Source organism: Pseudoalteromonas sp. KS88 (genome assembly GCF_004766475.1).
Classification (GTDB): Bacteria; Pseudomonadota; Gammaproteobacteria; order Enterobacterales; family Alteromonadaceae; genus Pseudoalteromonas.
Genome location: NZ_PYHV01000033.1, coordinates 1 through 11,737, shown reverse-complemented (window position 1 = coordinate 11,737; position 11,737 = coordinate 1). Strand labels below are relative to the sequence as shown.

The following is an 11,737-nucleotide window of genomic DNA, read 5'->3' as shown; positions in this document are numbered from 1 at the left end:
TACTCTATACATGTCGCAATATACAAGAGTTAAAACGACTCGTTGAAGAGTCAATATTCATATACAATGAAATACGACCGCATTTGAGTTTGGGAATGGAAACACCAAATCAAGTGCATAAAAAAGACCTGGCGCTTTCACACCAAGTCTCTCATTAAAACCGTCAACCTATTTCAGGACGGGACATTTTTTATTTATTAACTGTGGTATTTCTCACAGGCCTCTAGCGTGTTTTCAATCAGGCTTGCAACCGTCATTGGCCCAACACCACCAGGTACAGGCGTAATGAAGTGTGCTTTTTGTTCAGCTATATCATACTGTACATCACCCACTAGTTTGCCCGTATCTAAGCGGTTAATACCGACATCGATAACCATCGCACCTTCTTTAACCCAGTCACCCGGTATAAACTCAGGTTTACCTACCGCAACTACCAGCAAATCAGCACGGCGCACATGCGTCTCTAAATCTTGAGTAAATTTATGGCACACCGTTGTAGTACAACCTGCAAGTAATAACTCTAATGCCATCGGGCGGCCAACGATATTTGATGCACCAACAACTACAGCGTGCATTCCTTTATATTTAACGCCTGTTGAGTCAAGTAATGTGATAATCCCTTTAGGTGTACAAGGGCGTAATGCAGGCATACGCTGTGCTAAACGGCCGATATTGTAAGGGTGAAAACCATCCACATCTTTTAATGGCGTAATACGCTCAAGAATTTTTTCTGCATCAAGGCCTTCAGGTAAAGGTAATTGAACTAAAATACCGTCTACTGTTTTATCATTATTTAGCTCATCGACTAGATCTAACAGTGCTTGCTCTGATGTATCAGCAGGTAAATCAAATGATTTTGATACAAAACCAACTTCTTCACAGGCTTTGCGCTTTGAACCAACATAGACTTGACTCGCAGGGTCCTGTCCTACAAGTACAACCGCAAGCCCCGGAGCACGTAATCCATTTGCTACTCGTTCACTTACTTTCTCTGCTACTGCACTTCGTACTTGTTTAGCTATTGCCTTACCATCGATGATGTTTGCCGTCATGGGTGACCTTTAATTAGGGTTAGTTAACTTGAAACCGATACATAGCAAGAAACAATCGTTTTTTAAGGGGTAAACGAGACTGGCTTTAACCAGCACTGTTTGTCTTGCTATTTAGTCTGTCTATTTTCGCAGAAAAGCACCAAAGCGCCAAGTTGCTTTTTTTAGATATGCAGCACAATTAAATAAAACAGTTGAAATTTTAGCTTATTTTTACAATATTTAGGCATTGTGAACTAAAAATGACCGATTGATTTATTTTCTTAAAAAAAGGTTTGACCTAATCCAGTCAAATCACTATTATGCACCCCGTTGTCAACGAGGTCACTCGCAGACAATAGTAAGCATCGGCGATTAGCGCAGTTTGGTAGCGCACTTGGTTTGGGTCCAAGGGGTCGCAGGTTCAAATCCTGCATCGCCGACCACTTTTTAAATTTTTAAAGTGTAGCAAGATTGGTTTGGGTATACCCAATTCAGTCGCAGGTTTAATTTCTGCATTGTTGATCACTTTTTAAATAAAGTAGCTTATTGGTTTGCTATGAAGTTTTCGATGCGCCCATAGCTCAGCTGGATAGAGCAACGCCCTTCTAAGGCGTCGGTCGAAGGTTCGAATCCTTCTGGGTGCGCCATTTCGAAAACAAGTAAATGCCGTGGTGATTGTAGCTCAGTTGGTAGAGCCCCGGATTGTGATTCCGGTTGTCGTGGGTTCGAGCCCCATCAGTCACCCCAATTTACAAAAAAAGAATATCGGCGATTAGCGCAGTTTGGTAGCGCACTTGGTTTGGGTCCAAGGGGTCGCAGGTTCAAATCCTGCATCGCCGACCACTTTCTTTAGGAAATGGTCTTAAATTCTCAGTTTAAGTGTTCACAGAAAAAAAGAAGTTAATTCTTCATATATCGGCGATTAGCGCAGTTTGGTAGCGCACTTGGTTTGGGTCCAAGGGGTCGCAGGTTCAAATCCTGCATCGCCGACCACTTTCTTTACCTCTAAAGTTAAGTGATATTAAATTTATAATTTCTTCAAAACACAAATAATAAAAATTCTTCATACTATATTTTATAAAACCATTTCATTATTTTTATTCAAAAAATCAAATGCGCTTAAAAATTGCTATCTAAAACGCCTGTTTTTTATCCTATCACCTTTTATAATGCGCTATCTAACCAAATAATTGCCCCCTAGACTCGACTATCATAAATATTAGGTTATAATGCCGCGTCTATTGTTTAACATAGTGCCCGAAGGGCAGAGCAGCATTGGTATCTTATAGTGGAGATGGGGTTGATAAGTCATTAAATGACTTTGAACGTGCCAAAACGCATAGTGATCACCGTGTTTGTAAGGAAGGCGAACAGTCGCCAAAATTGAAGATTGAGGTAAATCATGCAAGTTTCTGTTGAGACGACTCAAGGCCTTGAGCGCCGTCTGACCATCACCGTTCCTGCAGAGAACGTTGAGACCGAAGTAAAAAAACGCTTACAACAACTGTCTAAAACCCAGCGTATTGATGGTTTCCGTCCAGGTAAAGTACCAACGTCTGTAATCAACAAACGTTATGGTGGCGCAGTGCGTCAAGAAGTTGCTGGTGAACTAATGCAGCGTAACTTCTACGAAGCAATCGTAGCTGAAAAAATCAACCCAGCAGGTACACCTACTTTCGCTCCTAAAGCGTTAGAAGCTGGCAAAGATTTAGAATTCTCTGCAACATTTGAAGTTTACCCTGAAGTTGAAGTTCAAGGTTTAGACAAGATTGCTGTAGAAAAACCAGCTGTTACCGTAACTGACGAAGATTTAGCTAACATGCTAGAAACACTTCGTAAGCAACATGCTGAATGGGCTGATGTTGATGCTGCTGCTGGCGAAAATGACCGTGTAACGGTTGACTTCGAAGGCAAAATCGATGGTGAAGTATTTGAAGGCGGTAAGGCTGAAGACTTCCCACTAGAACTTGGCCAAGGTCGTATGATCCCAGGTTTTGAAGATAACATCGTAGGTAAAAAAGCAGGCGAAGAAGTTGTTGCTGATGTAACGTTCCCTGAAGATTACCATGCTGAAAATCTTAAAGGTAAAGCAGCTCAATTCACTATCACTGTGAAGAAAGTTGAAGCACAAGAACTTCCTGAACTTAGCGAAGAATTCGCAACTAAATTCGGTGTATCTGAAGGTGGCGTTGACGCACTTAAAGAAGAAGTTAAAAAGAACATGACACGTGAACTTGACCAAGCGGTTAAAGCTAACGTGAAAGACCAAGCTATCAAAGGTCTTTTAGCTAACAATGAAATTGATGTGCCTAAAGCGTTAGTAGATCAAGAAATTGATGCACTACGTCAGCAAGCAGCACAACGTTTTGGTGGCGACGCTAAAAACATGCCTGAGCTTCCAGCTGAACTGTTCCATGAGCAAGCTGTAACGCGCGTTAAAACTGGCCTTCTACTAGGCGAAGTAATTAAAGCGAACGAGATCAAAGTAGATGACGCTAAAGTTGAAGCGTTAATCGCTAATGTTGCATCAGCATACGAAGATCCAACTGAAGTAGTAGAATACTACAAAGCAAATGATCAACTTATGCAGCAAATGCGTAATGTAGCAATGGAAGAGCAAGCAGTTGAAGCTATTTTAGCAAAAGCAACCGTGTCTGACGTTGAAAAAGCATTTGATGACATCATGAATCCACAGCAAGGTGCTTAATAAGTCATTGACTTAAGTCCTCGCTAACGATTAAATGGCTCGTGTTACTCTGTATTATACAGCGTGCCCGAGCCATTTTAGTTTGTGGCCTTCAATTTTGCCAAAAAGATAACTATGCTTTTCATAAAATAAGACAAGTATAAGCGCATAAGGAATAGAATAAGTATGAATAACACTGGTATTACAGATCCTCTAAATGCATTAGTTCCAATGGTTGTTGAACAGACAGCAAAAGGCGAGCGCTCGTATGATATTTATTCGAGACTATTAAAAGAGAGAATCATTTTTTTAACGGGTCAAGTTGAAGATAACATGGCAAATCTAATCTTAGCGCAAATGCTATTTTTAGAATCTGAAAACCCTGATAAAGATATCTTTTTATACATAAATTCACCGGGCGGTTCAGTAACTGCAGGTATGGCTATTTACGATACAATGAATTTTATTAAGCCAGATGTAAGCACTATCTGTGTTGGCCAAGCGGCTAGCATGGGGGCATTCTTACTAACAGCTGGTGCAAAAGGTAAGCGTTACTGCTTGCCTAATTCACGTGTGATGATTCATCAACCATTAGGTGGTTTCCAAGGTCAAGCGTCTGACTTTGAAATACACGCCAAAGAAATCCTGTCTATTAAAGACAAGCTTAACCGTTTAATGTCAGAGCATACAGGTCAGCCATTAGACATTATTTCACGTGATACAGATCGTGATAACTTTATGAGCGCTAGCCAAGCTGTTGAATATGGCCTGGTTGATTCAGTGTTCTCGAATCGCGACAGTAAGTAAAAAGTCACTAAGCTAGTATCTCAAGTACTAGCTTAGGTTGATTACACTGTGAAAACCATTATTTTTTGGTATAGTTAAGCGTATTAAAATAGCTGCCACTAATTTTGGCAGCCAACGTATAAGATGAGGTAGCTGAATGTCTGACACTCCTACAGACGGCGACAAAAGTAATAAATTGTTATACTGCTCTTTTTGTGGCAAAAGCCAGCACGAAGTTCGTAAGCTAATTGCAGGCCCTTCAGTATACATTTGTGATGAATGTGTTGAGCTGTGTAACGATATTATCAGGGAAGAAATCAAAGACATTGCGCCAAAGCACAATACGTCTGATAAGCTGCCTGCACCAAAAGAAATTCGTAATCATTTAGATGACTACGTTATTGGTCAGGAGCACGCTAAAAAAGTATTGTCGGTAGCGGTATACAACCACTACAAACGCTTACGTAATCAAAATACAACATCTGATATTGAACTTGGTAAAAGTAACATTTTGCTTATCGGCCCAACAGGTAGTGGTAAAACATTATTGGCAGAGACATTAGCACGCTTACTTGATGTACCATTTACAATGGCAGATGCAACGACACTAACCGAAGCCGGTTATGTGGGTGAAGATGTTGAAAACATCATTCAAAAGCTATTGCAAAAGTGTGACTACGACGTAGAAAAAGCACAGCGTGGTATCGTCTATATTGATGAAATCGATAAAATTTCACGTAAATCTGATAACCCATCAATTACCCGCGATGTATCAGGTGAAGGTGTACAGCAAGCCTTACTTAAATTAATTGAAGGCACTGTTGCATCAGTACCGCCACAAGGCGGTCGTAAACATCCACAACAAGAATTTTTGCAGGTTGATACCTCTAAAATCTTATTTATATGTGGTGGTGCATTTGCAGGGCTTGATAAAGTAATTGAGCAACGTAGCCATAAAAACACTGGCATAGGCTTCGGTGTTAGCGTTAAAGAGTCGGCTGCGAGTCGCTCTTTGAGTGAAACATTTAAAGACGTAGAACCAGAGGATTTAGTTAAGTACGGTTTGATCCCTGAGTTTATTGGCCGTTTACCTGTTGTTGCTACCTTAACCGAGTTAGACGAAGCTGCATTAGTGCAAATCTTAGATGAGCCTAAAAATGCACTGACTAAGCAGTACAGCGCACTATTTGGTATGGAAGACGTGGAACTTGAGTTTCGTGAAGATGCTTTACGCGCTATTGCTCATAAAGCAATGGAACGTAAAACGGGTGCACGTGGCTTGCGTTCAATTGTTGAAGCCGTACTACTCGATACCATGTATGAACTTCCATCTATGGAAGAAGTCAGCAAAGTGGTTATTGATGAAACGGTTATCAAAGGTGAGTCAGACCCAATTTTGATTTACCAAAGTGCCAGCCAAGATAAAGCTGCATCAGAGTGAAATTTAATCACTAATAATTGAAAAAGGAGCCTAAGGCTCCTTTTTTTATAATTTTTTCTTACAAATGACATAAATTGTTGAACTTTACTTAGGTTATCCCCATATACTTGAGTAATCATTAAAATAAATGAAGAGCGAAGAGAATATAATGACGCTTGAGAGAACAGATCGAGTCGAAATCCCGGTGCTGGCACTGCGCGATGTTGTGGTATACCCGCACATGGTGATCCCGCTTTTTGTAGGCCGCGAAAAATCCATTAAATGCCTTGAAGCGGCAATGGATAAAGACAAACAAATTTTCCTTGTTGCGCAAAAAGACGCAACAGTAGATGAACCAGAGCGAGACGATATCTATCGTGTTGGTACAATTGCCACTGTTTTACAGCTGCTAAAATTGCCTGACGGTACTGTAAAAGTACTGGTAGAAGGTATTCAGCGCGCAAAACTTGAAGATTTCGTTGATAACGAAGATTTCTTTGTAGCGAATGCGCAGTTTATCAGCTCTGAAGAAATAGAAGAGCAAGAACAAGATATTTTTATCAGCAGTGCGATCAGTCAATTTGAAGGCTATGTAAAGCTCAATAAAAAAATTCCACCAGAAGTATTAACCTCTGTAAGTGGTATTGATGAAGCGCCACGTCTTGCTGATACAATGGCTGCACATATGCCATTGAAAGTACCCGAAAAACAAAAAGTGCTTGAAATCGCCGATGTTACTGAACGCCTAGAATACCTAATGGCGTTGATGGAAGGTGAAATAGACTTATTGCAAGTTGAGAAGAAAATTCGTACACGCGTCAAAAAGCAGATGGAAAAATCTCAACGTGAGTATTACCTCAATGAGCAAATGAAGGCTATTCAAAAAGAACTAGGTGAACTTGATGACGTACCCGATGAATTTGAAGCGCTGAAAAAGCGTATTGAAGAGTCAGGTATGAGCAGCGATGCACAAGAAAAAGCCAATTCTGAATTAGCTAAGTTAAAAATGATGTCGCCAATGTCGGCTGAAGCCACTGTTGTGCGCTCATATATTGATACGCTAATTAACGTACCATGGAAAAAACGCTCTAAGGTGAAAAAAGACCTTGCCGGCGCGCAAAAGATTTTAGATAGCGATCATCATGGTCTTGATAAAGTTAAAGAACGCATTATTGAATACCTCGCAGTTCAACAGCGTACTAATAAACTTAAAGGTCCGATCTTGTGTTTAGTGGGTCCTCCTGGTGTTGGTAAAACCTCATTGGGGCAGTCGATTGCTCGCTCAACTGGTCGTAAGTATATTCGTATGGCGCTAGGTGGTGTGCGTGATGAAGCTGAAATACGCGGCCATCGTCGTACTTATATCGGTTCAATGCCAGGTAAACTGATTCAAAATATGAGTAAAGTGGGCGTTAAAAACCCATTATTCTTATTAGATGAAATCGACAAAATGTCGTCTGATATGCGTGGCGACCCAGCATCAGCACTATTGGAAGTTCTTGATCCTGAGCAAAACAGCCATTTTGCGGATCATTACTTAGAAGTTGATTACGACTTATCAGACGTTATGTTTGTTGCTACATCAAATAGCTTTAATATTCCCGGTCCATTATTAGACAGAATGGAAGTAATTCGTTTATCGGGTTACACCGAAGATGAAAAACTAAACATTACTAAAGAACATTTAATTCCAAAGCAAATCAAACGCAATGGTCTTAAAAACAACGAAGTTGTAATAGAAGACAGTGCTATCGTCGGTATTATTCGCTACTACACTCGTGAAGCCGGTGTACGTAACTTAGAACGTGAAGTGTCTAAATTATGCCGTAAAGCTGTAAAGAACATCTTGCTTGAGAAAGAAACAAAAGTAGTCACTATCGATGAGCAAAACTTAGAAGATTTCTTAGGTGTGCAGCGTTTTGATTACGGTAAAGCTGAAGATGGTGACCGCATCGGTCAAGTAACAGGTCTAGCGTGGACAGAAGTAGGCGGCGATTTATTAACAATCGAATGCGCAGCTGTACCAGGTAAAGGCAAGTTAAGTTATACGGGTTCACTGGGTGATGTAATGCAAGAGTCGATTCAAGCGGCGATGACTGTAGTACGTAACCGTGCTGATACCTTCCGTATTAATGATGATTTTTATGAAAAGCGTGACATCCATGTACACGTACCTGAAGGTGCTACACCAAAAGACGGGCCAAGTGCAGGTGCTGCAATGGTCACTGGTTTAGTGTCCAGCTTAACGGGTAATCCAGTAAAAGCAGATGTAGCGATGACTGGTGAAATAACACTACGTGGTGAAGTATTACCAATTGGTGGCCTCAAAGAAAAATTATTGGCGGCGCATCGTGGTGGAATTAAAACCGTTATCATCCCAAAAATTAACGAACGTGACTTAAAAGAGATCCCTGACAATGTGTTGGCAGGCCTTGATATTCACCCCGTTACATGGATTGATGAGGTTTTAAAATTAGCACTTGTGCACCCAGTTGAAAGTTTTTCAGTCGAAACGGCTAAAAACCAGTAAAAAACCTAAAAAAAGTGCTTTAAAGGGCTTTTCAAATCCAGATGGTATGATAAGTTAAGCACTGGTTTTCAAGCCTAGGCCTTATGTAGCCTAGGCTTAAGAAAAAATATAATCGTATGAGCATGAAATAGTTTGCTCCAAATTTTCAAAACAGTGATGTTAGTTTAAAAAACAATCGCTCTTGATAATAACAATGAAAGAGGATGATATTGTGAATAAATCTCAATTAATCGATCAAATCGCAGCTGACGCTGACATTTCTAAAGCGGCTGCAGGTCGTGCACTAGATTCATTCATCGAGTCTGTATCTGGCGCTCTTAAAGATGGCGATTCAGTAGCACTTGTAGGTTTCGGTACTTTTTCTGTACGTGAACGTGCAGCGCGTTCAGGCCGCAACCCACAAACTGGCGAGACAATTCAAATCGCCGCAGCAACTATCCCAGCTTTCAAAGCGGGTAAAGCGCTTAAAGATGCATGTAATAGCTAATTATTGTTTTCAATGAGTTAGTTTTGGCAGTTAAAGAAGCTCGTCGCTTTTTAGCACAAACAGCTATCTTTATCGCCAACAGCTTCAAGAAAAAAAGCGTATCTGGTAAGATACGCTTTTTTTACATGAGCTAGGCGATTTCTGCCTCAGAATAGAATAGAGATAAATAAATGCTTGAGAAAATCAGAGAAGGTTCGCAAGGACCGGTAGCCAAAGTTATTTTAGGTGCAGTGATTTTATCTTTTGCTTTAGCAGGGATCGGTGGTTACTTAGGTCAGACCACAGAGCAGCCAGTTGCTGAAGTAAATGGTATTAAAATCAGCCAAACAGAATTTAGCCGTGCATACCAGAATGAGCGTAATCGATTAGAACAGCAATTTGGCGAATACTTCGCACAAATTTCTGCTGATCCAAATTACATGGCGCAAATTCGCCAAGGTGTTGTTGATCGCCTAGTACAGCAAGAGTTGCAAACACAACTTGCTCACGAGTTAGGCCTTCGAGTAAGCGATGACAGTGTTAAAAAAGCAATTTTAGAATTACCATACTTTCAAATTGGTGGTCAGTTCAATAACGACCGTTACTTGCAAGTTATTCGTCAGATGAATTTCCAACCGGATGCATTTCGTGAATTTCTTCGTGAAGATATGACGCGCAGCCAGCTTATTTCTGCTGTAGCGGGAACGGACTTTGCGCTTGATAACGAGTTGGCGAGCACTGTTGCTCTTCAACAGCAAACACGTGCGATTGATTACGTTGTAATCAGTAAAGAGTCGCTTCAAGAAGGTGTAGAAGTTACCGAGCAAGAAATTACTGATTACTACGACCTTAATACTTCACAATTTATGGCTCCAGAACAAGTAGCGGTTAGCTATATTGACTTAAATGCGGCTGAATTAAATTTACAAAGTAATGTCACTGAAGAGCAAGTAAAAGCGTATTATGAGCAAAACAGTGCACAATACTTAGAGCCAGAAAAACGTCGTGTATCACATATATTAATCGATAACAGTGAAGACGATGATGCGGCAAAAAGTAAAGCAGAAAACTTGTTAGCACAATTACAACAAGGCGCTGATTTTTCAGCACTAGCTGAATCGTCATCAGATGATATTGTCAGCGCTGAAATGGGCGGTGATTTAGATTGGATTGAACGCGACATGATGGATCCTGCATTTGAAGAGGCGGCATTTGCACTCAATGCAACGGGTGAGTTCACAGATGTGGTTGAATCTGAATTTGGCTATCATATTATCCAGTTAACAGATATCCAGCGCCAACAAACTAAGGCGTACGATGATGTGAAAGCGGATTTACGTGCAGAGCTTGAGCGCACTGAAAAAGTGAATGCTTTCTATGAGAAGCAAACACAAATGAGTGAAGTTGCATTTGAAATGTCAGATAACTTAGTTGATGCAGCAGAAGTTGTTAATGTTGAAGTGACAACAACCCCTTTACTTGCACGCAATGCTTTACCAGAGCCATTAAATACACCAGCGGTGATGAGTGCTATTTTCTCACCAGATGTGCTTGAAGACGGTATGAACTCAGAAGTAATAGAAATTGCTGATGAGCGTGTTGTTATTGTTCGTGTTAGCGAGTATGTACCAGCTGCGACTAAGCCATTAAATGATGTGTCTGAACAAATCAAAGCTCGTTTAGTTAGTCAAAAAGCATCTGAGCTCGCAAAAGAAAAGGCGTCTGAACTATTTGCAGAAATCTCATCAGGCAAGACCTTAACTACACTTGCATCTGAACAAGGTTTAGAGGTTCGTAATGAAGCAGCACTTACTCGTCAAGCATTCACAGTTTCACCTGCGATTGTTCAGCAAGTATTTAAAATGGCTCGCCCTGAAGGGAACCCTGTTGTTGATAAAGTAGAGCTTAATAATGGTGATGCTGCAATTGTTGCACTTAAGTCAGTGACGAATGGCACTGTTCAAGGTGAAATTGAAGCACAGCAAAAGCAAAACATTACTATGAGCCAAGTAAATAAAAACTACATGGTTTTCATTGATGCATTAAAAGCTAAAGCAGAGTTAAACCTGCCAGCACAAGCAACAACTGCTGAGTAAAAAAGTTTAGTTAATTATTAAAAAGCGCCGCGAGGCGCTTTTTTTATGCCTAAAATTTAATGGGAATGACGCACTAAACAAGAGCTACATTATTAGAAGTGATATTTTTAAAGTTTTTCTTGTTGTGTTAGTAAAGAGGAAATCTATCGTCGAACTACAATCCTTATTTAGCGCATGTAAAAGGGTAAGTGTTTAAGTCAAATATTAGCTCTAAAGGGACTTTAGCCATGTTCTTAAGTAATATATTGATATCAAATAACAAAGGTATTTATCCGGCTTCAGTCGGGCACTACTAGCGATAACAGGCCAATTTACGCGTCAATAGCTGGCCTATTGCATGTCAATTCAACGCAGGTAGCATTGAAAGTAGCCGCTATAGATAGCTTTATTACCCAAAGTTCAGGTAAGTAACCTGAACTCTGGTTAAGAGATGTACTAGGGCGTGTTGACCTTTCGTGATTAATTTTGCAGCAGTATGTTTGGTATTTAGGCAAGGCAGCGCCTATGCAGTGTGGTTGTTCCCCATAAATAGGCGATAACGCAGTATAAATGCCAAACATGCGCTGCCCAAAGGGTTTTTCCTAGGGGCGATTGACTCTTTGTTGCTCGGTTTTTACTTAGCCCGCTAGGTTACAAACCTCGCGCCGCGATTAAATCGCCCCTAGATTGAACAAATTTCAATCCACAAAGGTCAACACGCCCTAATGTATTGATATTAAATC

General features: G+C 40.5%; 8 protein-coding genes and 5 tRNA genes. 12 read left to right on the top strand and 1 reads right to left on the bottom strand.

The window, feature by feature from the left end; genetic code table 11:
* Positions 1 to 158 (top strand): IS3 family transposase (locus C7Y70_RS19010; protein WP_167850849.1); only part of this gene is annotated, 158 nt, incomplete at its 5' end.
* A 39-nt stretch (positions 159 to 197) separates the two neighbouring features.
* Here the strand turns inward: C7Y70_RS19010 and folD are convergent.
* Positions 198 to 1,052: a bifunctional methylenetetrahydrofolate dehydrogenase/methenyltetrahydrofolate cyclohydrolase FolD gene (folD, locus tag C7Y70_RS19005; protein ID WP_099296537.1), complete on the bottom strand. Its 855-nt coding sequence runs from the start codon at positions 1,050 to 1,052 to the stop codon at positions 198 to 200.
* A gap of 345 nt (positions 1,053 to 1,397) precedes the next feature.
* Here folD and C7Y70_RS19000 point away from each other — a divergent pair.
* The 11 genes from C7Y70_RS19000 (at position 1,398) to ppiD (ending at position 11,015) form a co-directional block, all read left to right on the top strand.
* Positions 1,398 to 1,474: transfer RNA gene (locus C7Y70_RS19000), tRNA-Pro, on the top strand.
* 127 nt (positions 1,475 to 1,601) lie between these two features.
* A tRNA-Arg gene (locus C7Y70_RS18995) sits at positions 1,602 to 1,678 on the top strand.
* A gap of 24 nt (positions 1,679 to 1,702) precedes the next feature.
* A tRNA-His gene (locus C7Y70_RS18990) sits at positions 1,703 to 1,778 on the top strand.
* A gap of 19 nt (positions 1,779 to 1,797) precedes the next feature.
* Positions 1,798 to 1,874 (top strand) — tRNA-Pro (locus tag C7Y70_RS18985).
* A 73-nt stretch (positions 1,875 to 1,947) separates the two neighbouring features.
* Positions 1,948 to 2,024 (top strand) — tRNA-Pro (locus C7Y70_RS18980).
* Positions 2,025 to 2,433: 409 nt separating this feature from the next.
* Entirely contained in the window at positions 2,434 to 3,738 is a 1,305-nt protein-coding gene (gene tig, locus C7Y70_RS18975; RefSeq protein WP_099296536.1) for a trigger factor, read from the top strand.
* A 165-nt stretch (positions 3,739 to 3,903) separates the two neighbouring features.
* The gene (gene clpP, locus C7Y70_RS18970; RefSeq protein ID WP_099296535.1) at positions 3,904 to 4,524 is read left to right on the top strand and encodes an ATP-dependent Clp endopeptidase proteolytic subunit ClpP; all 621 of its coding nucleotides are present in this window, start codon (positions 3,904 to 3,906) and stop codon (positions 4,522 to 4,524) included.
* A 136-nt stretch (positions 4,525 to 4,660) separates the two neighbouring features.
* Entirely contained in the window at positions 4,661 to 5,944 is a 1,284-nt protein-coding gene (clpX, locus tag C7Y70_RS18965) for an ATP-dependent protease ATP-binding subunit ClpX (protein WP_099296534.1), read from the top strand.
* Between the two features lie 148 nt (positions 5,945 to 6,092).
* Entirely contained in the window at positions 6,093 to 8,453 is a 2,361-nt protein-coding gene (gene lon, locus C7Y70_RS18960) for an endopeptidase La (RefSeq protein ID WP_135476507.1), read from the top strand.
* A gap of 184 nt (positions 8,454 to 8,637) precedes the next feature.
* Positions 8,638 to 8,940, top strand: a complete 303-nt coding sequence (locus tag C7Y70_RS18955) for an HU family DNA-binding protein (RefSeq protein WP_290209683.1) — start codon at positions 8,638 to 8,640, stop codon at positions 8,938 to 8,940.
* 170 nt (positions 8,941 to 9,110) lie between these two features.
* Entirely contained in the window at positions 9,111 to 11,015 is a 1,905-nt protein-coding gene (gene ppiD, locus C7Y70_RS18950; RefSeq protein ID WP_135476505.1) for a peptidylprolyl isomerase, read from the top strand.
* Positions 11,016 to 11,737: the final 722 nt, after the last annotated feature.

What these genes read in the sequence shown, in the direction of transcription:
- folD (WP_099296537.1), bottom strand. Translation starts at nt 1,052, where the DNA reads ATGACGGCAAACATCATCGATGGTAAGGCAATAGCTAAACAAGTACGA.
- tig (WP_099296536.1), top strand. Translation starts at nt 2,434, where the DNA reads ATGCAAGTTTCTGTTGAGACGACTCAAGGCCTTGAGCGCCGTCTGACC.
- clpP (WP_099296535.1), top strand. Translation starts at nt 3,904, where the DNA reads ATGAATAACACTGGTATTACAGATCCTCTAAATGCATTAGTTCCAATG.
- clpX (WP_099296534.1), top strand. Translation starts at nt 4,661, where the DNA reads ATGTCTGACACTCCTACAGACGGCGACAAAAGTAATAAATTGTTATAC.
- lon (WP_135476507.1), top strand. Translation starts at nt 6,093, where the DNA reads ATGACGCTTGAGAGAACAGATCGAGTCGAAATCCCGGTGCTGGCACTG.
- ppiD (WP_135476505.1), top strand. Translation starts at nt 9,111, where the DNA reads ATGCTTGAGAAAATCAGAGAAGGTTCGCAAGGACCGGTAGCCAAAGTT.